Source organism: Clostridium sp. LIBA-8553 (assembly GCF_057782465.1).
Genome location: NZ_CM173489.1, coordinates 1425971 through 1448952, shown reverse-complemented (window position 1 = coordinate 1448952; position 22982 = coordinate 1425971). Strand labels below are relative to the sequence as shown.

Sequence of the window (22982 nt, the reverse complement as noted above, 5' to 3'; positions counted from 1 at the left end):
TTTGAGGTTAAGTTAAATGAATTTGAAATATGTTTTTTCTTTATTTATTTTATATTGTAAGGATTTACTTTCGACTAAATTTAGAAAAGTATTACTTTGTTTTTTGTGTTGTCAAATTATTATTTTAATTACTTCGCCAACACAATCTAATAAAAGTTTTAATAAAAAAAAGACAAAGTCTACATTTAATAAAGTTATACCAAATCAGCAGATTCTTAGTAAGAACATAAAAAGGCCAAAATCTGTACTTAATAAAGCTATACCATATAAAGCAATTCCTAATAAGAATATAAAAGAGTCAAGGACTATAATTAATAAAACCATACCACATGAGCCAATTACCACTAAAAATATAAAAAAACCAAAGTCTGTACTTAATAAGGCTATACCATATAAAGCAATTTCTAATAAGAATATAAAAGAATTAAGGACTATACTTAATAAAACCATGCCACATGAGCCAACTGCCACTAAGAACATAAAAAGACCAAAGTCTGTACTTAATAAGGCTATACCATATAAGTCAATTCTTAGTAAAAATATAAAAGAGCCAAGTCCTATACTTAATAAAAACACACCACATCAGTCGACTGCCACTAAGAATATAAAAAAGCAAAAGCCTATACTTATTGAAACTATACTACATGAACCAATTGTCAATAACAATATATCAAGCTCAAGGTCTATACATGATAATTTAGAAAAAGAAACTTTTAATCATAATAAAAATTTCTTTTCCTCATTAAAAATAAATAATTCAATTATCCACCTAAAAGATTCAACTCATTTTAAGGATATGGATAACAACTTTGTTACTCCCAACTATAATATTCAATTACTAAAAGATAATTATAAATTTTCAAAATTACCTATTTATCTAAATGAATTTTCTATAGTTGAAACTTTTACAGGTGATATAAACTTTCCCAAACATATTACTTTCATAGACTCAATACAAAACACTCTCAAGTTTTGTTCAAGCTCACTTATGCTGGATGCTCAAAGTAGAACTTCAGGCTTTTTGTTTCTAAGCGGTCATTTAGAAATAGATGTATTATATTCTTTGCCGGAAAATGAAATAACGCCTCTTATATCTAAATTCCATAGCTATATTATTAGGGTGCCTTTTGATAGTTCTATTCATGTAAAATTTAAATCACCTATTGTAGGAGATACTCTCTATTTCAATGACCTAAACATATCCTTAAAAGAAAGTAAATTTACTACCGACATAAAATTTAATGATGAAAAAATTTTAGAAAATTATATTTATTTATATAAAACTGTTAGGCTATCAATAATCGCTAACTATATAATAGAACTCTATGATTTTCTATAATAAAAATCAATCATTTTAAAAAAAAATGTAGAAATTTAGAACATTTTTTTTTAAAAAGAATAATATATAACATAAGATATTATTAAAGATTTATATTATGAGGTGAAACAAATGAATTCAAAGTGCGAAAAAAACTTTCCAGTATGTGCTGATGATATCGATGTAACTGTTAAAAATTTCACTGCAACTACTAAAGAGGACTGTAATAAGAAGAAAAAACATGACTATGATAAAGATAAAGACTGTATGAAATCAAAAAATTTTGATAAAGATGATTGTATGAAGGATAAAAAACCTGAATGTGATAAATATAAAGAGAAAGAATGTATAAAAGCAAAAGTTCTTGCTAAAGTGGCTGAAGTAGAAGTAACTCAACCTTTAACTGATACAATATTTATACCTGAAGGTTTCTTCAGCATAAAAAAAATAGCTAGAAGAGTTGTCTTAACTCAATGCTATGTTGTTCCTGATGAAATGAAGGTTAAATATTACGATTACTATGACAAAGATAAATGTAATGCTCATTTATTTGTAGAAGGCTTTATTCTAAAGAATATACAATATGCTACTCCAAGTTGTGGTCAAGAAGAAGCTGAAGATGACTGTCTAGTAATGAGAAATGATTATAAAGATATCACTGCTAAGATAAACTTTAATTTCTCAGTTCCTATAAAACTTGAAAATGCTGAATTAGTAGGAGAAGTAGACGATGATGAATTTGCTATACTAAAAGACTGCATGAAACCTTGTGATAAAGGAACAATTAGTGAATCTGATTGCGAAAGATTACATTCTCAATCAGTTAGATTACAAGAGCCATTTACTTGTGAATTAGAAAAATATGATATATCTGAAGCTGTTATAAATAAAACTAAGAATGAATGTACTGATGAAAATCTATTTGATACTATTGTTGAAAAATTAGCAATAAAATTAAATATAGATATATTCCAACTTCAAGTAAAAAAATTAGAAATGTGTGATGAAAAACACTATTAATTTATTCTCTTAACTATTGAAAATAGAGATTGACTTTTCAGTCAATCTCTATTTTTAGTTATAATTATTAATAATGATTTTAATTATACACTTAATACTAGCTCAAAGGCTATTCTCTCACTTCCATCCTCTAAATATATTATTCCACATTTTTTAAAATCATTATTAAATAATGCCTTTTGCATTGAAACATTATCTTTATGAGTGTCTATCTTTATACTATGTATATTATTGCTTAAAGCTATCTTTTTTGCTTCTTTGATTAACTCTTTAAAAAGCCCTTTTCCCTTATAATTACTATGCACTGCAACTCTATGCATAACCATATACTCTTCTTCAGTAAGCCATTCTCCATGAAATATAGAATTATAAGTGCTTTCCCCATTTAGGGATATTACTGTAGTTGCCAAGACATCATTTCCATTAACTAGTACATAACTATTTTGGCCCTCTATATCTTTTCTTAAGTCATTCTTTTCTGGATAACCATTTTGCCATTGATCAACTTTAACTTCTTTAAGATATTTCTTAGACTGTTCTATTATATCTACTATCTGATCTAAATCAGAAATTTTTGCTCTTCTAAATTCCAAATTTCTTCCCCCTATTTACTAAGTTTGAATGATATTTTATATTAAAACATTTAATTTGTCCACATAAAAATAATTAATATTAATGAAAGTATATCTTATTACATTATAGATTTAAATATCACTCTATAAATCTTCTCTATTATTTATATCTAATTTTTTAATATAAAAGAACAAAACTAAAAGCTAACAGAAAAATCTGTTAGCTTTTAAAATATTATTTAGCAACTTTTTTGCTATTAACCAATTTTAAAACAAAATACCCTAAGAATATTACTGTATAAGTTCCTACTGTATTCCAATTAATTTCTCTTTTGTTCAATAAAATAATTATTATATGAGCATATATTAAGAAATAAAAGGGATAAGCCCATCTTTGAAGACTCTTCCACTTACTTGACGACATGCTAACTCTCACTTTTTTAAAGGAAGTTATGAATAAAGGAATCATTATTACAAATGCTAAAATTCCTATTATCACAAAAGCTATATAGGATCCACTTAAAGTCTTTCCATTAAATAAATTTATTAAGAATTTATATGTATATACTATAAAATGAGGCAATATCAATATAGATGCTAAAATGGCCATTTCAGCTCTAACCCTTAACAGCTTTTTAGTAATCCCCCATTTTTTACTTAATGCTCCTGCAAACATTACCAATATAAATAATGCTGTTGATACATACCCCTTCATAAAACTTCTTTCTAAAATATAACTAATTCCTTCTAATTTGAAACCTGTCCATATTTTAAAAAACTCATATGTAGTAACTATGATTGTTATTAACGAAGCTAAAAAATAAAAATACTTGACTTGCTTCTTTAAAATGTTATTTAGTCCTAATGATAAAATTATTACTGCTATCAGTGAATAAATTAAATAGTTCATTGATTTCTCCCTTCAATTATTATTGACAATCATTTTCATTTAGATAATACTATACAATTTATTAAAAGTCAATTAAAAATTTAGTAATAATTGAAACAAATTATTTTTATCTTATTATTAATTTAATAAATAAAAGAGGTAAGACGAGTTTTTTCGTCTTACCTCTTTTTATTAACTAGAATATTCTAATAAATTTTTCTTTAATTAATTTATTACTCATTATATTCAAATACAGTCTCTTCAATCAATTCAACTTTATTCTCTTCATTAAGTTCAATCTTATTTTTATAAGATTTTTCGGATATAGCTCTTAGAACTAAACCTAAAGCCATAAGTATTACTGGTCCTCCATAAGTTTTTATTATTAGAACAAATGCTTCCTTACCTGAACTTCCAACAATATCTTGAAGCCCTGCTCCAAAAAATCCTGCACAAGAAAGTACTAAAGCTATACCGGCTACTGTATATGCTAAGACATCTGATTTAAAGAACTTAAACTCTAATTCTTTATTATGTTTTCTAAATGATATAAACGCACATATTAATACTACATAAGGTACCACAACTGCTAATGATGATAAATCTGTTAATAATTTAAAGAAATCATTAATTGATCCTATTCCTAATAAAGGTATTGATATTAATACTACTAAAATTGCACATTGTGTCCAAAGAGCATTAACTAAAGTACCGTCCTTTCTCTTTTTAGTTAAAAAGCTTGGGAATGTTCCCTTTGGAACCTCTCCAAACATAGCTCTTATTGGTGATTCCATCCAAATAACATATGCTGCTATTGATGTTATTAAGTTAATTGCAGCATATATTTGAACTACTATCTTACCATTTATTCCAAAATTATTAGCTAAAATATAATATACAACATAACCAGCATCTTGAATTCCAGCCTTTTGTAAAACTTCTGGTGAAGCTATAAGTTGTATAGCCACTGAACCCAAAATATATGAAAATGCTATTAAAGCTGTTGCTATTATCATTGCTTTTGGAAATGTCTTTTTAGGATTTTCTGTTTGCATTATATAAGTACCTGCAACCTCTGAACCTGATACAGCAAATAATAACCATGAAAAAGTCGAAAAATAACTTACATTAAAATCAGGCATTACATTTTGAGCTGTAAATTCAGTGGCAGATGGAGTCCCTATAAAATATCCAACTATTGCCATTAATATGAATATTACTGTTGCCGCTAAAGTAAATTGTCCACCAAAATCAGCAAGTTTTGAGAACTTACTTACTCCTATAGTTGCTATATATGTCATGGCTATACATATTACTATTGATAAAATAGGTAATAAATATGCATTAGAATCAGTAAATACATTTCTACCTAGTATTGCCCATGATGCCGCTACTGGTATTCTTGAAAACACCATTTGTAAATAAAATAATATTCCTATAAAATATGTCCATGTTCCTATAAAAGCCCATTTTTCTCCTAACGCTTTATTTATCCATGAATATATTCCACCTTCTTTATCCTGATTTGCAGAAGCCATTTCTGCTATTATTCCACATAAAGGTAAAAAATAAAAAATAGATACTATTACCCATGATGGAATTGCTGCTGGTCCTAAATAAACAGCATTACTTGCTATGTTAGTAAAACCAAATGTTGGTACAAAAATAAGCATTACTAAAGCCCAAAGCTTTATTTTTTTATCCTTTCCCATTATAAACTCTCCTTCTTTTGTACTTTTGAATCCACTTAATATTTTATTAATCGTTTGTTCATTTATCTGTAAAAAATTATACCACCTAAATAATAAATATACAACACCTCATTTTGAATATTTATTCATTTTTTTTGCATTTTTATATATGTAATCGATATTAAAACGTTTTATTTCATGTTATTATGCTAATATAATATCTTTATACATTTTACATATGCAATTTTTATGCAATTTATTGTATAATTTACTTTAAATAAAAAGGTTATAGGCACAATTAATAACTTTTAATTATGTTTATAACCTTTTTATAGTTTATTAATTAAATAGCTAAAAGACTCTTCCATCCTTGAAAGAGTCTTTTAAATATATTATGAAAAATTCTATTATAATTTCAGTTTTAAAATAATATCACTGGGTATCTTATGAAATTATTTTAAATCATTTAATACTTAAGTCATCGGGTATTTACAACTTAATTATTTTTTATTGTTATTTAATCCGTAAATAGGATTTTATATATTAAATTTTTAATGTTGTTTATTTTATTAAAGCCTATATAAAAAGTCTATTGTATTTATGCCTTTTATTTATTATTTTTAGCTAGCTCTATTATTTAGAGCTAGCTTTATCCATATTTAATTCTATTATTTAAATTTACAAATTCATTTTCTTATTAGAATGCAGCTTTGAAAATTTCAACGATATCTCTTTCGTTACCTTTTCTTGGGTTACTGAATGCATTACCGTCTTTAAGAGCCATTTCAGCCATGTATTCGAAGTCTTCTTCTTTTACACCTTTATCTCTTAATCTTGCTGGTATTCCTATATCAGTTGATAATCTGAACATTGCATCTATAGCTTTTTGAGCAGCATCCATTACTGATAATCCTTCTATGTTTTCTCCCATGAATTCAGCTATATCAGCGAATTTTTGTGGGTTAGCTATTAAGTTATATTTACATACGTGTGGTAATAACATAGCGTTAGCTACTCCGTGAGGCATGTCATATAATCCACCTAATTGGTGAGCCATAGCGTGTACATATCCTAAGTTAGCATTGTTGAATGCCATACCAGCTAATAATGAACCGTAAGCCATGTTTTCTCTAGCTACTAAGTTTTCTCCTAAAGCAACAGCTTGTCTTAAGTTGCTTGATATTAATTTTATAGCTTGTATTGCAGCAGCATCTGTTACAGGGTTAGCATCTTTTGATACGTATGCTTCTACAGCATGAGTTAAAGCGTCCATTCCTGTTGCAGCTGTTAATCCTGCTGGTTTTCCAACCATTAACATTGGGTCATTGATTGAAACTAAAGGTAAGTTTCTCCAGCTTACTATAACGAATTTAACTTTAGTTTTAGTGTTTGTTATAACACAGTGTCTAGTTACTTCACTTGCAGTTCCTGCTGTAGTATTTACTGCTACTATTGGAGGAAGTGGATTTGTTAAAGTTTCTATTCCAGCATAATCATAAAGATCTCCTTCATGAGTTGCAGCTATACCTATTCCTTTACCACAGTCATGTGAACTTCCTCCACCAACTGTAACGATCATATCACAGTTTTCGTCTTGGAATATTTTTAAACCATCTTTAACATTTGTATCTTTTGGGTTTGGTTCAACTCCATCATAATAAGCAACTTCGATTCCTGCTTCTTTTAGGTATTTTTCAGTTAATTCAACTGCTCCACCTTTTAATCCTCTTAAAAATTTATCTGTAACTATTAAAGCTTTCTTTCCACCTAATATTTTACATCTTTCACCAACTACTGATATTGAGTTAGCTCCCATAAAGTTTACACTTGGTACTAAATAATCGTACATTCTCATTTCATTTTCCTCCATTTTTTCAACATTTTATATGTATTAAAATATATTTTTAAATATTTAATCTATATAATATGATTAAATACTATTAGCTTTTTATTATTTATTGTTAAAACAATCTACTGCTGCTTGTGCTATAGCCATATCTTCTTCAACTGTTCCACCACTTACACCAACAGCTCCTACAACTTTTCCATCAACTATAATTGGGAATCCGCCACCAAATGGCACTATTCTACAATTGTTTGTTAATTGAAGACCGTAAAGACTTTGTCCTGGTTGAACACATTCTGCAATTTCATGACTTCCTTGTTTTAAACATGCTGCTGTATAAGCTTTGTTTATAGCTATGTCTATACTTGTTAAAAATGCATTTTCCATTCTATGCATAAGCATTAAATTAGCACCAGCATCAACTGCTGCAAATATAACTGGAACATTCATTTCAGTAGCTTTAGCTTCTGCAGCTTTAGCCATTTCTTTAACTATTTCTAAGCTTAATTCTTTTACATCATTTAATTTTTTCATATTTTCTCCTCCTTTAGGTTAATTTATTTTTCTTCATAATATCTTGCTAATGCAAATAAAGTATCTGATAATCTATTTATATATTTTTTAATTTCTTCTCTTAATGGCTGTACTTCGTTTAAAGCAGTCATTATTCTCTCTCCTCTTCTAGCTACAGTTCTAGCTACATGAAGAGTTGCTGAAGGTTTATTTTTACCTGGTATAACAAAGGCTGTTAAAGGCCCTGCTATTTCCATATATTTATCTATTAATTTTTCTAAATACTCTATATGATCCAATTGAATTTTATCTTTTAAAAGCTCAAGTCCTTTTTCATCACTAGCAAGCTCGGCTCCTAACATGAACAATTCCTTTTGTATTCTATTAAGTATATCCTTCTCTTCTTCATCAGGTAATTCAGCATAAGCAAGACCTATGAAAGATATTAATTCATCTATTGTTCCATAAGCATCTACTCTTAAATCACATTTATCTACTCTACTTCCTCCGAAAAGAGAAGTTGTTCCTTTATCACCAGTTTTAGTGTAAATATTCATGTTAAACACCTCTTCAATTTAAATATTTTTTAAAGGCATCCCCTTAACTAATCTTGCTCCATTAGCTCCTAAACTTCTTAAACAGTTGTTTCCTTTTTCTAAGTTTATAAAGAATAACGGTTCTTCTTCTTTTAACTTATCAATAGTTAAGCTTATATCACCTTCACTATTAATTCCTATTCCAACTGAAAGTTTAGAATCATTAGCAGCTAAATTAGCAAGTTCCTTAGCATCATTTAAATCTTTATTTTTCAATATGAAAGGGATTCCTTCTTCTTCTATTCCCCATAGAATTTCTTCTATATCCACTTCATTTATTCCTAAAGAACAATATACAAATATGCTTGGATGATTATAATCCTTAATCATTTTCTTTGACACCCTTTCTGTCAAAGGCTAACACTAATCCAGTTGCAACTGCATTTCTTGGACCTTCACATCCTCTTATATTTCCTCTTCCTGCAACTACTCCATAATGAGATAAGGCATCTGTTACTAATTCTGGAACCTCAAAGTCTAATGATGATCCTCCAACTAAAACAACGAACTCTATATCTCTTATATTTCCTGTAGGTGAAACACTTCTTAAGGCTCTTAAACAGTTAATTACAAAAACTCTTTCCTTAGCAGTTTTTCTAACATTTTTAATCTTTTCTAAAGAATTTTGTCCATCTACAGGAATAAGCATTCCCTCTTTAATAATTACAATCTTAGCAAAAACTGAAGAATCTAAAGGTTTTTCAAAGAATTCTACAGTTCCATCTTCATGTCTTATATGGAACAAACTCTCAACCTTAGCTAACGGATATTTTTTTATATCTTCTGCAAGTCCAAAGTCTTCTATACCTAATTCTGATTTAATAAGCATAGTTACCATGTTTCCCGCACCAGCTAAGTGTATTGATGTTATATTACCTTCTTTATTTATAATAGAAGCATCTGTAGATCCAGCACCCATATCAAGAATAGCTAAAGGAGTATTTGTACCTGGAGTTGTTAATGCTCCTCTTATTGCCATATCAGCTTCTACTCCACCAACTTCTACTGGAACACCTAATTTTTCTTCAAGTTTATTAGCTATTATTTGCATTTGAAGTTTATGCGCTTTAACCATTGCTGCTATTCCAACGGCATTCTCCATTGAAAATTCTTTTGCAAGTCCACCCTTAACCTTTTGAGGAATAAAAGTATCTACTGCTAATAAATCCTGAATCTTTATATCTGAAATGTTTTGGTTAGTTAAATCAGCCATAACTTGTCTAACTTTTTCAAGCATTCCTCCAACATTAGAACCAGCATCTCCTCTTAAATCTTCTATTGGAGAACAAAGGCTAACAGCCTCCATTATTTTATCTGCTCCTTCTTCAACATCCACAGATTCTTTTCTTCTCATTCCTGTTATATTAATCTTACCAGCTGGTATTTTCTTTTCCTTAACATCTCCTTGAGGAGTTTTTATTACAACAGCTGATCTATTTCCTATTAAAGCTCTTGATACAGGAACAATCATTTTTGTCTCTTCTGGACTCAAGTCAAAAACAGTAGCTATTCCATATGGATTTGATAGCTGTCTAATTACAGAACCTTGTGGCGCTACTTCAACAGCTGCTTTCATATCCACAGGAACCTTTTCTAAAAGAGAAACTTCATCAACTATAGGTATTTTTTTGTCTAATCTGTTATTGATTAATACTCCATCATCCTTTTGAACAATAGCAGCAGTTATATTAATACCTCTTCTAGTTGCTTGATTTATTCTAAATACAGCCTCTAAAAAACTTATATTTCCTAAAACCAATGGAATAAAAGCATTGTCTTCCTCTTTGATTTCATCAATATTTAAAGTTTCTAAAGTTTCTAATCTTATAGTTTTACCTATTCCTATACCTAGTCCTCCTGGAGTAGAAGGGTTATGCCCTATCATTGTTGATTCAGTTATTATTGTTTCAGTTATTGTCTCCATAGCAACATCCCCTATAACAGGTGCTGCTTCGTTAATTCTAACTAAATCTAAATCTTCTAAAGTTAAGTTAGCTTTCTTTAAAGCTTGGTTTAAAGAAGCTATTACCCCACTTATATTTTCTTCCGTTCCTTTGATTCCTGTAGTGGGAATTATCCCACTAGACAGAAATTCAACATTATTTTCATAAACCTTACCTAAAGCAGTTTCTGTAGAAGAGTTTCCTATATCAATTCCTGCTATGATTTTCATCTTTTCACCTCTGATTTTTACTCTTCTATTCTTAATTTATTTCTAGTTTCATATACTTCAGCTGCTTCTCTAACAAAATCAGCATTAACCTTAGCATCATATTTTGTTTCAAGTTCATCAGCTATTTTGAATAAATCTTCTTTTGTTGAACGATATGGTCTTAAAGCATTATACATCTCTAATATTCTATCGTCTGGAACTCTTATAAGCTCCGCAGCTCTTCTAAAGTTTCTAGCTATAGCATCTCTATTCATACTTTCAGCTATTTGAGCTTGCATTTCTAAAGTTTCTGGTGAAATTCTTATATCATCTGCATTGATTTCTCCACTTAAAACTTTTTCTAAAGTTATATCTTCTAAAGCTTTTCCTGTAGGAGTTTTTATATCTCCTTTTCTCTTAGAAGTTAAAGGATAATCTGCCGCAGTCATTCTCTTATTTTCCATGATTTCAATCCTTTCTAAATTAAAACTTAACTTCTAATTGAACTGGCTTTTTACCTAGTTCAACATGTTTAGTTTCTTTTATGTGTAATAAAGCTGCCTTAGCCATAAACTTAGGTCTAACCATTTGGTCATTTTTTACTGGTACTGGTGTTGGTGACTCACCCTTAGCATATTTAGCAGCATTTTTTCCGATTAATCTATATGTTTCTGGAGTTAAAAGTGGAGCCTGTGAGAATAATTCTAAGTTATTTAATGGTAATAAATCTTTTTGATGTATTACTGTAGTACCTTTTGATTGTATTCCTATACCTATTCCTGATCCACTTAAACAAGCTGCATCATGAGCTATAAAAGATACATCAGATGTTCTTAAAATTCTAACTACTCTTGCGTGTAATCCTTCTTCTTCAATACCTGCTATGATTTCAAGTAAAGTTTCAGTATGAGAAACACCTACTATTGTTTTATTTTGATATTTTAAAAATGCAGGTGCTAATCCTATAACAACTTCATCTGATCTTAAACCAACCTTAGCTTCTCCAACTTCTTCAACTGTTATTTCTGGTATAAAAGTTCTTTCTTCCATTGTCATTCTCCCCCTACTCTATATCCTCTGGTCTCATTACTGTAGGAACATTTTTGATTTCTTCCCATCTTTGGCCATCTAGTCTATATCCTGTTCCAGGTCCCATATAGTCATTTACATCATTAACAGCACTTATAACATTGAAATCTTTATCTAAAATTGCTGAAGTTTGAAGGTAATCTCCAGTAACTCTTTGCTTAAGCATGTTTAATAAATTGTTTGCTATATCTTCCATACCATTTTTGCTTAAAGCTTTTATTATATCTAATCCTGTTATTCTTCTTTCTAACATTTCTTCTGCAGCTTTTAAGTCTTCAACTACATTTCTGTTTGGCATTTCTTTACTTCCGTGACAGTAAGTTGCAGCTTCTACTTCTTCATCAGTAACTTCTGGGAAACCTAATTCTCTAAAGATTATTTGTATGCATTTAGCTGCTTTATTTCTAACCTTTATAGTTTCTTCTTCTGTAACTGGTCTTAATCCACCGTCAACTTTTAAGTCTCTTTGAAGTATGTTGTAATCATCAAAGTCTTCTGCATCAAAGTTTGATCCAGCAAACATATTATCGTAGTTTGGAACTGCACTATATCCTGAGAATATGAAATCTGTTCCTGGAAGCATTTGCATTAACATTCTTGCTGTTCTTCTTATATCTGAATGTGAGAATGTTTGGTCATTTGCTGATGCAACCTCTATATCAAGCATTGCAGCTATTAAATTTTCTCCAAGAACTGCTCTTATTCCTGATGGAACTGCCCCTGTCATACCTATGCAACTAACTGCACCATTTTGTAATCCTTGAACTCCAGCCCCCTTAGTTATATATATACATCTTGATTCTAAGTAAAGCATTGATCTACCTTCTGAGTATCCCATTAATGCTTCTGAACCTGAACCTGATGTAAATCTCATCTTAAGTCCTCTTGAAGCATAAGCTGATGCTAAGAATGCTTTTGACCATGGAGTATCATCTCCATCTGTAAATACTGATTCTGTTCCATAAACTGAAACTGTTTCTGCATAACTTGTAAGTCCTCTCATTCCTAGGTCAAGTTCAGTAGCTTCCTCAACTGCACATTGAGTTAAAACTCCTCCTCTACCTACTTGTGAACCTACTAAGATAGCTAATGCATTAAAAGGTGCATATCTAACTATACCTACTGTAGTTTCTTGCTCTGCAAATCCTCTTAAAGCAGCCTCTGCAGCATCTGCTGCTATTTGAACTGGGTTATCTTTTACGTTAGTAACGTGACATTGGTTAGCAGGTGTTCTTCTTGCTCTCATTTTTTGAAGAGCCATCATCATTTCAACAACGTTCATTTCTTGAATAACTTCTACAGCTTTCATTGGTGTTATTGAAGTTGTAATTTTTACTATTTCATCTCTACTAACATTTATATCAACTAATCTTCTTGCTATTTCTTTAGATGAAAGTTTCATAGATTCTTCTGCGTCTTCTATGTTTATAGCATACTCTGCTATAAATTTATCTATCATATCAAATTCATCTCTTGATCTGCCATCTAATTCAGTAATTATTCCATTTTCTATTTTTATTGATGATTTTGGATCATTTGGGCTATCTAAAGCTATTAAGCCTTCATCAGCCCACTCTCCTATAAGTCCATCTTGATTTACAGGACGCTCTGATAATACTTGGAATCTTTTAGATTTCACTTTGACGTCTCCTCACTTTCAAATTCAAATTCATTTGTTAATTTTTTATCCATGTCTAGATTTTAATATAGTTTTAATAAAATTCCATCGAAAAATCTTCATATGTTATGTTAAATTTTTGTCGTATTTTAGGTAAAAAAATAGGATTATTTTAACTTTGTATATACGAAAGTTAAAATAATCCTATCTAAATATCGTTTTTTTAATATTTTTACCTCTTTAAGGTGATATTTTCCTATCAATCTTGATTTTTTTGTAACAATATATTATCTCATAGCTATAATTTCATATGTAACATTTCTCACGAAAATAAAAGGATTGTTAATTTAATAATCAATTTATTCTTCTCTAAAAGCCTTCGGAGTCAATCCTGTTATCTTTTTGAATACTCTTATAAAATATCCACAATCATCAAAACCTAAGTCTAAAGATATATTGATTATAGGTTCTTTACTCTCTTTTAGTAATTTTTTTGCCTTTTCTACTTTCTTTTCATTTATATAAGTAATTACTGTCTTTCCAGTCTCTTTCTTAAAAATTCTACTAAAATACCCAGGACTTAAGTTGCAAATAGATGCTAATTCTTCAAGCTTAAGCATTTTATCCATGTTATCATCTATATATTTTGAAACCTTCTCTACAATATTCTCTTTTTCTTCAAAGCCTGTCTCTGAATTTTTTATAAAATTATAATCTGTATTCTCTACTGATCCCTTATTATTTTCTATCTTATCTATAATACTATTAACAATTTCTGTTATCTTATTCGGCTTTATTGGCTTTAGTATATAATCTGATCCACCTAGTACTAAAACCTTATGTATAAATTCAAAATCATCATATGCAGTTAGCATTATTATTTCCTTATTAGGATTTTCTTTCTTTATAAGCTCCAAAGCTTTAATACCATTAATTCCTGGCATTTTTATATCCATGATTATTAGATCCGGATTATGCTCTCTATTTAACGCCAAAGCTTCCTTTCCATTTTTGGCCTCAATAATTTCTTTTACTCTTACATTCTTTTTTAATATGGCAATTAAAACACTTCTTTCTAATTGCTCATCATCAGCAACCATTATGCTAACCACTAAAACGCACTCCCTCTATTAAAGTTTTCTAGGTATTGTAATTTCCACCTTAGTACCTATTTTAACTTTACTTTCTATATTTATAATGTAATCATCACCATAATAATGGTACATTCTTTTATTAACATTATTTATTCCGACTTTATCAAGTCCAACTTTATCTCTACTTTTTATTTCATTTCTAATTTCACAAAGTTTTTCAACTGGTATTCCAACTCCATCATCAATTATTGTAATAAGCATACTATCTTCCTTATTAGAAATTGATAAATTAATTGTTCCACCTTGCTCCTTTTCTTCAATTCCATGCAACACTGCATTCTCTACAAAAACTTGAAGAGCCATAAATGGAATTTGAACATTAGAATCATCTTCATTAAAATCTATATTATATTTTATTCTTTCCCCAAACCTTACCTTTTGAATCTCTAAATAGGCCTTAACATGATTTATCTCTTCATCAAGTCTTACAATTTTATTAGCTTTTTTCAAGGTATACCTTAAAATATATGATAAATTATAGATTATCTCCTGTGTTTTAGGAGCATCTTCTATAATTGCTAAAGAGGCTATACTATTTAATACATTGAATAAAAAATGAGGATTTATTTGAGATTGAAGAGCCTTTAACTGACAAGCTTTATATTCTTCTTCAAGTTCTAACTTACTTCTTTCTGCCCTTGCAATTTCTATATTTTTTTTGTAAATTTCATTTTGAGTTCTTTTTAAAAGCGCCTCCTCAACAATGTAATTGCTTACATGGGACATCATTTCAGAAACAGCTTGTATTTTATCAAAACTTAACACTGGAACTTTCTCATATGCTTCAAGTATTTTTTCTTTCTCCATTGAATCATACTCTAACTCTTTCGTAAGAACCTCCTCAAGGTTATAATTCTCTGCATTCTCTAAAAGTACTTGTCCAACCATAACAGCACCTAAATATTGACCATCAATTATTATAGGAACTGCAACGTCAACAAGTCCTCTATGGCATTTATATATGTAAAAACTTCCTTCCCTAGCAGCTTCTAATCCACCTCTTGAATCACATTTTTCGCATAATTTAGCAAATTCTTTTTGTTCTCTTATAAGTTTACAAAATTCACTGCATCTACTATGCTTTGTAACAGGTATTCCTTTATAATCTACTGTAATTATTGCAAACTCCGTTGCTCTAGCTATATCATCCTGTATTTTTTGAAAGGAATTAACATCTAAAATCTCCCTAATATCTAATAAGCTTGCCATAATGTCCTCCTTTAAGAACTTTATAATATATACGCTATACTATTCTGTAGTAAAAATAATACTAAAAAAAACAACACTAATTCTCTATATTTTGTATTTGAAAAAAAAAATTATTATCTATACTAAAATATAGATAATAATTTTTAATCCCTTTAACTTAGCTTATTAAAATATATTTACATAAACTAAGGCTCCACATATTGCCCCTAGTATAGGTGCAACAACTGGAATCCAAGCATATTCCCATTTTGAACTTCCTTTTCTCGGAATAGGAAGTAAGAAGTGTGCTAGTCTTGGACCAAAATCTCTAGCTGGATTTATTGCATATCCTGTTGGACCACCTAAACTTAATCCAATAGCCCATATTAAACATCCTATTATAATTACTTTCACACCATAATCTATGTTTTGAGCACCTATTCCTAATACAGCAAAAGCTAGAACAAAAGTTCCAATAAATTCTGTTAAGAAGTTTATCTTGTGATCTTCTATTTCTGGAATAGTACAAAATACACCTAACTTTGAATTTTGATCTTCTGTTTCATCAAAGTGATTATAGTAAGTTATATAAACTACAACAGCTCCTAAGAAAGCTCCTAAAAGTTGTGCAATTATATAAGGAATAACTTGAGCCCATGAAAATTGTCCAACTATAGCTAAAGCTATTGTTAATGCTGGATTAAATAATGCTCCACTGACGCTAGTAAAAATGGCTGCTGGTATAGCAACAGCTAATGCCCATCCAGTAGTTATAACTATCCATCCTGAGCTATTTCCCTTTGTTTTCTTTAAAACTACGTTAGCAACAACACCATCACCTAATATTATAAGTAGCATTGTTCCTATTAATTCCGCTAATAATGTTGCCATAAAATATACTCCTCTATACTTATGACACAAATACAATACTCTTTAATAAAACTTTAATATTTCTTTAACAACACTTATAATATAATACATATGTTAAAAAATAGTCAAGCTTATAATTAAAATTTCTTTTTATTTTTAATATATTTGTTAATATCGCTAAAAAAATACTCCATTTAAAGTAAATTTATCCATGAAAATCTTTTAAATTAGTTAAAATTTCAACATTTTAGAATTCTTTATTATTCTCTTTTAAACTCTCTGAAATTTCATTTAACTTGTCTTCTATTCTCTTTAATCTATTCATTGAACTTATTATCATTTTTATTGCTTTAATAACTAAATATACAATTAAAATTATTAATCCTATGTTAAATAAAGTAGCAAATATCCTTAAAAAGTCTAATTCCATTTTATCTTCTCCTTTCAATATATTAATATTGTAATTTATATATTTAGTTCTTTCAAATGCATTTGTAAATTCTCTATACTTATTTACAAATATTCTTTTTGTATATTTTTTTAAATTTTATAAAAAATCATTTAAAATTTTCTTGATTTTTTGATATTTTTATAGCTACAAAAAAAATGTAAACATTATCCTATTCTATTTTAATCCAATATGTTTTTATATGGCGAACTCTTGTATTTATGCATATTGAGAAGGCATTTGACATCCATATTATATTTGATATATAGTTATTTTTAATTGGATTTTAATTTATTTTAATTTTATATTTATTCATAATTTATATTTTACAGATAAAAAATTTAAGCAAATGTAATATTTTTTTACTAGGGAGGATACTAATATGTATAGCTTAAAAAATGATTATAGTGAAGGAGCTCATCCTAGAATATTAGAAGCTTTAATGGAATCAAACTTTTCTCAAGAAGAAGGTTATGGCTATGATAGTCATACTAAAAATGCAATTTCAATAATAAAAGAACTTTCTCAAAATGAAAATATAGATGTCCATTTTATTTCTGGTGGAACTCAAACTAACCTTATAGCAATAGATGGCTTTTTAAGACCATATGAAGCATGCATATCACCTAGCACAGGGCATATAGCTGTTAATGAATGTGGTGCTATTGAATATACCGGTCATAAAGTAATAACTATTGATTATAATGAAGGAAAACTAAATCCTCACTTAATTGAAAACTTATTAACTGAATATGATTCTGAACATGTTTTAATGCCAAAATTAGTTTATATATCTAACCCGACAGAACTTGGTACAGTTTATAATAAAGATGAAATGAAAGCACTTTATGATTGCTGTAAAAAGAATAATCTTCTTTTATATGTAGATGGTGCAAGACTTGGTTCAGCCTTAACTCTTGAAGAAGCTAATCTTTCTCTATCTGATATGTGTAAATATACTGATGCATTTTCAATTGGAGGAACAAAAAATGGTGCTCTTCTAGGAGAAGCTTTAGTTATAAGTAATGATCTTTTAAGACCTAATTTCAGACATAACATTAAACAAAAAGGTGCTCTACTAGCTAAAGGAAGACTTTTAGGGATCCAATTCGAAGAATTATTTAGAGATGGCTTATACTTTGAATTAGCATCTCATTCAAATAAAATGGGTAAACTTTTAAGCGAAGGTTTAAAGGAATGTGGTTGTGAGCTTCTAATAGAATCTCCTACTAATCAAATTTTCCCAATCCTTCCTAACAATATAATTGAAGAGCTTGAAAAAGATTATAGATTCTATAGATGGACTAAAGTCGATGAAAGTAAATCTTCTATAAGACTTATAACCTCTTGGGCAACCAAAGAAAAGGCAGTTAAAGATTTTATATTAAAAGTTAAAGAACTTACAAAATAAATAAAAATACAGGTCATATAGTATTTACTATATGACCTGTATTTTTATATGTTTAAAACTTGACCTGTGGCTATATAATTAATCTTATCTCCAAGTCTCTGTTCTAGCATTTTAAAAGCTTTCATACCAGTACAGTGACAAGTATAAAAATTAGTATCTCTTTCAATCAGATTATCTCCTAATGCATTTATAAAAGTATCACTTTCACTTCTTCCTGTTGCTGGATTAAATATGTGAAATCCACTTATAACATAGTCTAAGTTTTTTCCTACAATTACTTCTGCCTTATCAAGAATGTTTCTTATATCATTATGAGCACAACCACCAAATAAAATATACTTTTCTCCCTCTTTTATTATAAGGTTTTGTTCATGAGTAAAATCATCTTCTAAATATATTCCATTAACTTTTTTATATAATGCTCTATTAAAAGTAGAACTCTTGTGATTGTTTTCAATAGTTGAAAATAAATATAACTCATCATTAATTTTCATGTCACCATCTGTTAATATTATTCTCGAATTTAATTTTAATTCTTTATCTAATCCTATATATTTTTTAAATAATCCAACAACACTATAATGCTCATTAAAAGCATCCTTGTGTATATATATTTTAGCTTTATTATTTATTTTTAAGAAGGATTCTAAACCTCCACCATGATCACTATGTCCATGAGATATTATAACAGTATCAACTTCAGATAAATCTATATTTAACATTTTTGCATTTTCTATAAAAACATCCTTTGGTCCTAAGTCAAAAAGTATATTATGTTTTTCTGTTTTTATATGAAATGACAATCCATGTCTATTATTATATTCACTTGCTATCTTTGTATTTTCTACTAATGTTGTTATTACCAAATTACCCACTCCTCTTAATTTTCTTAATTCTATTTTACATTAGATATAGTTTAAACCTCATATATAATATAAAAATTATATTTTAAATTTTAAAACCCAAATTAAATTTTAAATATATAAAATACCCTTATTTAAATATTTTCAACTTAATAAATTGTAACTTATTACTAAAAATATTAAAACATTTTTCCCTATTCTTTATATATATTATACTACTCTCTAGATCTATTTAAAGTAAATTTAATCAATTTTTCCAATTAGAGTTAATAAATTTATTTCTATACTGTTGATTAATTATATTATTTTTCTTAAAATTTAATATAATTTTATGCTAAATATTCGCTTATTTTAACTCATTAATCTATATTTATATAAAATTTATTAATATTAAGATAAAAAGGCTTTATTATATTTCATATAATAAAACCTAATTAATATTATAATGGTAATAAAGTTGTCCTCTTAGCAACTTCCTTCTCTTCTTCACTTAAATTCCTTGAAACATATTGATAACAGTTTAAAATTAAATCTGAATAAGTATCAAAAGCTTGCTGATTTGCAAAGCCTTTTCCTTCAAACATCCTATCCATCATTTGAACAAGATTTTTAATATACAAATATGGATTTACAAAAGTGCTTAAATCTCTAAATCCATTTCCTTCATAATCTTTAATCTCATCTTGTAAAATATGATCACATTCTCCCTTACAGCATGGAAGAACTCTTATTATTTGATTATTTTCATCAGTTATTATTTGAACCATAGACATTTTTATATCATCCATTAAATTTTTACCACATACAATACATTTAATTATTTCATTATTTGAAAATATATTTGATTTTTCCATACTATTTACATCTCCTTTGTTATAATAACTTCATGTCCATTAACAATTTATTTATTTTATAAATTGTATTTTTTTCATCAATATTATCTTCATAACAGGTCACGTAAATACTTCTTCCTGATTCTAAATGTAAAAACCAATTATCTAGCATATTTAAATAAATATACTTTATATATAAATCATTAAACTCTCTTCCAACAAATCCATTTCCACTATTATATACCTCATTACTAACTGCATAATTAGAATGATATATTATATCTTCTGGATTGCTCTGTATTAACTTTAAATTTCCTTCAAAATCTATTATTAGAGAGTTGTTATATCTATCATCTCCTTCTTTTAGAACTCTTCTTATATCATCAATAGTAAAAATACTAGGCTTTGTTTTTCTATGTACTACTATCTCAATATTAAAATTATCAATCCCAAAGCAACTTATTTGGAAGCCTCCAACATTGACCTTTTCTCCATTTATATGAAGAATATTATTATTAATAAGCCACTTTTCAGCCTCTTCATGGGTTTTAAATATCATATCATCTTGAAAATTAATATTCAAAAAGTTTTCTTGTGGTACCCACTCATAGTTATTTTTAAGCCTGTACACTGACTCTAATGGTATTTTATAAGCATTAATTGTAAAAACCATATACTCACCCCTATTTATCAAAATAAAAGCAGAACCAAAGCCAAATAATTACAATTCAATTATATCATTCTATTAACTTTTTGTATACATTTACACGATATAAAATTGCAATAATAGCCAATAATATTCATTATTATTAGCATTATTGTAAAATTTATGTAAATATGTTATTCTCATTAATAGACACATAAATAAGGAGAAAATATTTTGAAAAAGAAATATAGTATTATCTTAGTTTTTCTTATACTTATATTCTTATTTCCTATTACATTTAAAGGATATAGTGTATATGGAAAGCCTTCAGATAATCCAAATAAAGATTATTTAACAGAAAAAAAAATATTGAACAATATAGAAAATACTTACAGAGATACTAAAGTATCTCCTTCATACATAAATAAAATGAAAGATTATTTAAATAACATTCCAAAAAACTGTGATGTTTACTTTTGTTTAGGATATTTTTATTATTTATCAAAGGATTACAATAATGCCATTGAAAATTTTATAAATGCTAAAAGTACTCTTAATAAATCTTCTTCCGACTTTGTGAAAATATATACCTATATTTTTTTAAATAGATGCTTAATTGAAAAAAATAATAATTTTGGAAGATATTCAGGATTGATTGAAAATGCACAGGATGCAATAAAATATATAAAAAAAGATAGTTCTTTTAAGAATGATACTTATGTAATTAATGATGTCTTAAAAACTCTTACTAGTGTATCTTATACTCGAAATGCTGCAATAAATATACTAAATGACTACATTGACAATACAGCTGGGCTTACAGAAGAATCTAAAATAGCTTTAAATTATTATCTTGCTAATTTTTACTTATTAAACTTTAATTATACTAATGCAACTTATATTTATTTAGATATTATAAATAGTATTAATACTAAAAAAAATATAAAAGATGGAGAAATATATAAAATAAAATCATATACTTATTTGGGAAATATAAATTATCAGTTAAAGAACTTCAGCACAGCTATTGATTTCTATCAATTAGCCATTAAAACGCCTGTTAAAGATGATGAAAGTGCTGCCGAATCAAAAGTTGAGGCTTACATAAATATAATTAATTCATATACTAATTTAAATTATTTTTCAAGCGCTGAATATGCTGCCACTAAAGTACCCCCTTTACTTGCAAAATTATCTTCTTATTATAAGGATGATGCTGAAATATTATATCTAAATAGTTTAGCCATATTAGCTATGAAAAGAAAAAACTTTAAAGAAGCCGAAGAATACATAAATCAAGGATTTGAACTTTTAAAAAATGACAATGCTTCTATATATTCTAATAAAGATATTATAATTAAATTAACATATGCAAATCTTTTATTTGAAAAAGGAGATTATGGTGATGCTTTAACTCAATATAATGAAGACTTGAAAGAATCCAATAAAAGAGGTGCAATATTAAATATATCTATCTATGAAGGGTTAATAAAAACTTATGAAGCCCTCGGCAATACTGATCAAGCTTTAAATTTTAGTAAGAAACTAATTGAAGAAGAGGATAAAATTCAAAATGAAATAGATAAAGATTATATCGATTATGCTATAAAAGCTTATGAAAATGAATCACTTAAAGAACAAAAGAATAGAGAGCAACTTTTTATGATTATATTAATAACTATTGTTAGTTTTTTACTAATAATTATTTTCACAAGGATGAGATTAATAAAACTATTAAAAAAATCTAATTGTACTGATGGAATGACAAATCTTCTTAATAGAAAGTTTTTAGCTTCATACGCTAGTAAAAACAAAAAATTCCTTGAGCTTAATGAAATTTCAATACTACTTATAGATATTGATTATTTTAAAAATTACAATGATAATTATGGTCATATAAAAGGAGATGAAGTTATAAAGTCTGTTTCTCAATCTATTTTAGCTAATATTGATAAGGAGGATTTTGCTATAAGATATGGTGGTGAAGAATTGTTAATTATACTACCAAAAAAATCTGAATTAGAAGCAAAAAAAATTTCATTTAAAATTCAAGCGGATTTAAGACTAAAGTCAATTGAACACAAATTCTCTTTAGTCAACCAATATGTAACCATAAGTATAGGAATATATACAAAAGCAAAAGGATTAAGAGAAGATCTTTATGATATGATTCAAAAATCAGATGAAGCATTATATTTAGCTAAAAACAATGGTAAAAATAGAATTGAAGTTTTCTCAAAAATAAAAACAAACTAGGTTTAATAA

At 27.8% G+C, this 22982-nt stretch carries 22 protein-coding genes; 4 read left to right on the top strand and 18 right to left on the bottom strand.

Going from position 1 to position 22982, the window contains the following annotated elements:
* Window positions 1–16: 16 nt before the first annotated feature.
* Both AC2JAQ_RS06410 and AC2JAQ_RS06405 read left to right on the top strand, forming a co-directional pair.
* Window positions 17–1339 carry a hypothetical protein gene (locus AC2JAQ_RS06410; RefSeq protein WP_488458465.1) on the top strand — a complete coding sequence of 441 codons (1323 nt, stop codon included), beginning with the start codon at window positions 17–19 and terminating at the stop codon, window positions 1337–1339.
* Between the two features lie 111 nt (window positions 1340–1450).
* The gene (locus tag AC2JAQ_RS06405) at window positions 1451–2338 is read left to right on the top strand and encodes a DUF7852 domain-containing protein (RefSeq protein WP_488458464.1); all 888 of its coding nucleotides are present in this window, start codon (window positions 1451–1453) and stop codon (window positions 2336–2338) included.
* 83 nt (window positions 2339–2421) lie between these two features.
* Here the strand turns inward: AC2JAQ_RS06405 and AC2JAQ_RS06400 are convergent, their stop codons facing one another.
* From AC2JAQ_RS06400 to AC2JAQ_RS06330, 15 genes are all read right to left on the bottom strand, one after another.
* Window positions 2422–2931 carry a GNAT family N-acetyltransferase gene (locus tag AC2JAQ_RS06400; RefSeq protein ID WP_488458463.1) on the bottom strand — a complete coding sequence of 170 codons (510 nt, stop codon included), beginning with the start codon at window positions 2929–2931 and terminating at the stop codon, window positions 2422–2424.
* A gap of 214 nt (window positions 2932–3145) precedes the next feature.
* Window positions 3146–3820 (bottom strand): ferric reductase-like transmembrane domain-containing protein, encoded by a 675-nt coding sequence (locus tag AC2JAQ_RS06395; protein ID WP_488458462.1) that lies wholly within the window; start codon window positions 3818–3820, stop codon window positions 3146–3148.
* A 212-nt stretch (window positions 3821–4032) separates the two neighbouring features.
* Window positions 4033–5511, bottom strand: coding sequence for an amino acid permease (locus tag AC2JAQ_RS06390; protein WP_488458461.1), 1479 nt, complete (start codon window positions 5509–5511; stop codon window positions 4033–4035).
* A gap of 676 nt (window positions 5512–6187) precedes the next feature.
* Complete coding sequence (gene dhaT / locus AC2JAQ_RS06385; RefSeq protein WP_488458460.1) at window positions 6188–7345, bottom strand: 1,3-propanediol dehydrogenase; 1158 nt, start codon at window positions 7343–7345, stop codon at window positions 6188–6190.
* Between the two features lie 96 nt (window positions 7346–7441).
* Entirely contained in the window at window positions 7442–7870 is a 429-nt protein-coding gene (locus AC2JAQ_RS06380; protein WP_332833396.1) for a GlcG/HbpS family heme-binding protein, read from the bottom strand.
* A gap of 23 nt (window positions 7871–7893) precedes the next feature.
* Window positions 7894–8406 (bottom strand): cob(I)yrinic acid a,c-diamide adenosyltransferase, encoded by a 513-nt coding sequence (locus AC2JAQ_RS06375; protein WP_488458459.1) that lies wholly within the window; start codon window positions 8404–8406, stop codon window positions 7894–7896.
* Between the two features lie 18 nt (window positions 8407–8424).
* Window positions 8425–8775, bottom strand: coding sequence for a glycerol dehydratase reactivase beta/small subunit family protein (locus tag AC2JAQ_RS06370; protein ID WP_488458458.1), 351 nt, complete (start codon window positions 8773–8775; stop codon window positions 8425–8427).
* Window positions 8768–10618: a diol dehydratase reactivase subunit alpha gene (locus AC2JAQ_RS06365; RefSeq protein ID WP_488458457.1), complete on the bottom strand. Its 1851-nt coding sequence runs from the start codon at window positions 10616–10618 to the stop codon at window positions 8768–8770. The genes AC2JAQ_RS06370 and AC2JAQ_RS06365 overlap by 8 nt, the downstream gene beginning before the upstream one ends.
* A gap of 17 nt (window positions 10619–10635) precedes the next feature.
* Window positions 10636–11061, bottom strand: coding sequence for a diol dehydratase small subunit (locus AC2JAQ_RS06360; RefSeq protein ID WP_003451918.1), 426 nt, complete (start codon window positions 11059–11061; stop codon window positions 10636–10638).
* Window positions 11062–11080: 19 nt separating this feature from the next.
* Window positions 11081–11647, bottom strand: a complete 567-nt coding sequence (locus AC2JAQ_RS06355; RefSeq protein WP_488458456.1) for a propanediol/glycerol family dehydratase medium subunit — start codon at window positions 11645–11647, stop codon at window positions 11081–11083.
* A 13-nt stretch (window positions 11648–11660) separates the two neighbouring features.
* Window positions 11661–13325, bottom strand: a complete 1665-nt coding sequence (locus AC2JAQ_RS06350; protein WP_488458455.1) for a propanediol/glycerol family dehydratase large subunit — start codon at window positions 13323–13325, stop codon at window positions 11661–11663.
* Window positions 13326–13663: 338 nt separating this feature from the next.
* The gene (locus AC2JAQ_RS06345; RefSeq protein WP_488458454.1) at window positions 13664–14416 is read right to left on the bottom strand and encodes a response regulator transcription factor; all 753 of its coding nucleotides are present in this window, start codon (window positions 14414–14416) and stop codon (window positions 13664–13666) included.
* Window positions 14417–14434: 18 nt separating this feature from the next.
* Entirely contained in the window at window positions 14435–15667 is a 1233-nt protein-coding gene (locus AC2JAQ_RS06340; RefSeq protein ID WP_488458453.1) for a sensor histidine kinase, read from the bottom strand.
* 165 nt (window positions 15668–15832) lie between these two features.
* Window positions 15833–16537 carry an MIP/aquaporin family protein gene (locus AC2JAQ_RS06335; protein WP_488458452.1) on the bottom strand — a complete coding sequence of 235 codons (705 nt, stop codon included), beginning with the start codon at window positions 16535–16537 and terminating at the stop codon, window positions 15833–15835.
* A gap of 226 nt (window positions 16538–16763) precedes the next feature.
* Window positions 16764–16946 carry a hypothetical protein gene (locus AC2JAQ_RS06330; RefSeq protein WP_488458451.1) on the bottom strand — a complete coding sequence of 61 codons (183 nt, stop codon included), beginning with the start codon at window positions 16944–16946 and terminating at the stop codon, window positions 16764–16766.
* Between the two features lie 400 nt (window positions 16947–17346).
* Here AC2JAQ_RS06330 and AC2JAQ_RS06325 point away from each other — a divergent pair, with 400 nt between their 5' ends.
* Entirely contained in the window at window positions 17347–18375 is a 1029-nt protein-coding gene (locus AC2JAQ_RS06325; RefSeq protein WP_488458450.1) for a threonine aldolase family protein, read from the top strand.
* 44 nt (window positions 18376–18419) lie between these two features.
* Here AC2JAQ_RS06325 and AC2JAQ_RS06320 read toward each other — a convergent pair whose 3' ends face one another.
* From AC2JAQ_RS06320 to AC2JAQ_RS06310, 3 genes are all read right to left on the bottom strand, one after another.
* The gene (locus tag AC2JAQ_RS06320) at window positions 18420–19241 is read right to left on the bottom strand and encodes an MBL fold metallo-hydrolase (protein ID WP_488458449.1); all 822 of its coding nucleotides are present in this window, start codon (window positions 19239–19241) and stop codon (window positions 18420–18422) included.
* A gap of 437 nt (window positions 19242–19678) precedes the next feature.
* Window positions 19679–20092 (bottom strand): hypothetical protein, encoded by a 414-nt coding sequence (locus AC2JAQ_RS06315; RefSeq protein WP_488458448.1) that lies wholly within the window; start codon window positions 20090–20092, stop codon window positions 19679–19681.
* Window positions 20093–20111: 19 nt separating this feature from the next.
* A complete protein-coding gene (locus AC2JAQ_RS06310) occupies window positions 20112–20744 on the bottom strand; it encodes a hypothetical protein (protein WP_488458447.1) in 633 nt (210 codons plus the stop codon).
* Between the two features lie 207 nt (window positions 20745–20951).
* Between AC2JAQ_RS06310 and AC2JAQ_RS06305 the strand changes: the two genes are divergently transcribed.
* Window positions 20952–22973: a tetratricopeptide repeat-containing diguanylate cyclase gene (locus tag AC2JAQ_RS06305; protein WP_488458446.1), complete on the top strand. Its 2022-nt coding sequence runs from the start codon at window positions 20952–20954 to the stop codon at window positions 22971–22973.
* The last annotated feature ends 9 nt before the right edge of the window (window positions 22974–22982 follow it).

What these genes read in the sequence shown, in the direction of transcription:
- AC2JAQ_RS06355 (WP_488458456.1), bottom strand. Translation starts at nt 11,647, where the DNA reads ATGGAAGAAAGAACTTTTATACCAGAAATAACAGTTGAAGAAGTTGGA.
- AC2JAQ_RS06380 (WP_332833396.1), bottom strand. Translation starts at nt 7,870, where the DNA reads ATGAAAAAATTAAATGATGTAAAAGAATTAAGCTTAGAAATAGTTAAA.
- AC2JAQ_RS06360 (WP_003451918.1), bottom strand. Translation starts at nt 11,061, where the DNA reads ATGGAAAATAAGAGAATGACTGCGGCAGATTATCCTTTAACTTCTAAG.
- AC2JAQ_RS06315 (WP_488458448.1), bottom strand. Translation starts at nt 20,092, where the DNA reads ATGGAAAAATCAAATATATTTTCAAATAATGAAATAATTAAATGTATT.
- AC2JAQ_RS06335 (WP_488458452.1), bottom strand. Translation starts at nt 16,537, where the DNA reads ATGGCAACATTATTAGCGGAATTAATAGGAACAATGCTACTTATAATA.
- AC2JAQ_RS06340 (WP_488458453.1), bottom strand. Translation starts at nt 15,667, where the DNA reads ATGGCAAGCTTATTAGATATTAGGGAGATTTTAGATGTTAATTCCTTT.
- AC2JAQ_RS06405 (WP_488458464.1), top strand. Translation starts at nt 1,451, where the DNA reads ATGAATTCAAAGTGCGAAAAAAACTTTCCAGTATGTGCTGATGATATC.
- AC2JAQ_RS06325 (WP_488458450.1), top strand. Translation starts at nt 17,347, where the DNA reads ATGTATAGCTTAAAAAATGATTATAGTGAAGGAGCTCATCCTAGAATA.
- AC2JAQ_RS06395 (WP_488458462.1), bottom strand. Translation starts at nt 3,820, where the DNA reads ATGAACTATTTAATTTATTCACTGATAGCAGTAATAATTTTATCATTA.
- AC2JAQ_RS06310 (WP_488458447.1), bottom strand. Translation starts at nt 20,744, where the DNA reads ATGGTTTTTACAATTAATGCTTATAAAATACCATTAGAGTCAGTGTAC.
- AC2JAQ_RS06365 (WP_488458457.1), bottom strand. Translation starts at nt 10,618, where the DNA reads ATGAAAATCATAGCAGGAATTGATATAGGAAACTCTTCTACAGAAACT.
- AC2JAQ_RS06390 (WP_488458461.1), bottom strand. Translation starts at nt 5,511, where the DNA reads ATGGGAAAGGATAAAAAAATAAAGCTTTGGGCTTTAGTAATGCTTATT.
- dhaT (WP_488458460.1), bottom strand. Translation starts at nt 7,345, where the DNA reads ATGAGAATGTACGATTATTTAGTACCAAGTGTAAACTTTATGGGAGCT.
- AC2JAQ_RS06370 (WP_488458458.1), bottom strand. Translation starts at nt 8,775, where the DNA reads ATGATTAAGGATTATAATCATCCAAGCATATTTGTATATTGTTCTTTA.
- AC2JAQ_RS06330 (WP_488458451.1), bottom strand. Translation starts at nt 16,946, where the DNA reads ATGGAATTAGACTTTTTAAGGATATTTGCTACTTTATTTAACATAGGA.
- AC2JAQ_RS06410 (WP_488458465.1), top strand. Translation starts at nt 17, where the DNA reads ATGAATTTGAAATATGTTTTTTCTTTATTTATTTTATATTGTAAGGAT.
- AC2JAQ_RS06375 (WP_488458459.1), bottom strand. Translation starts at nt 8,406, where the DNA reads ATGAATATTTACACTAAAACTGGTGATAAAGGAACAACTTCTCTTTTC.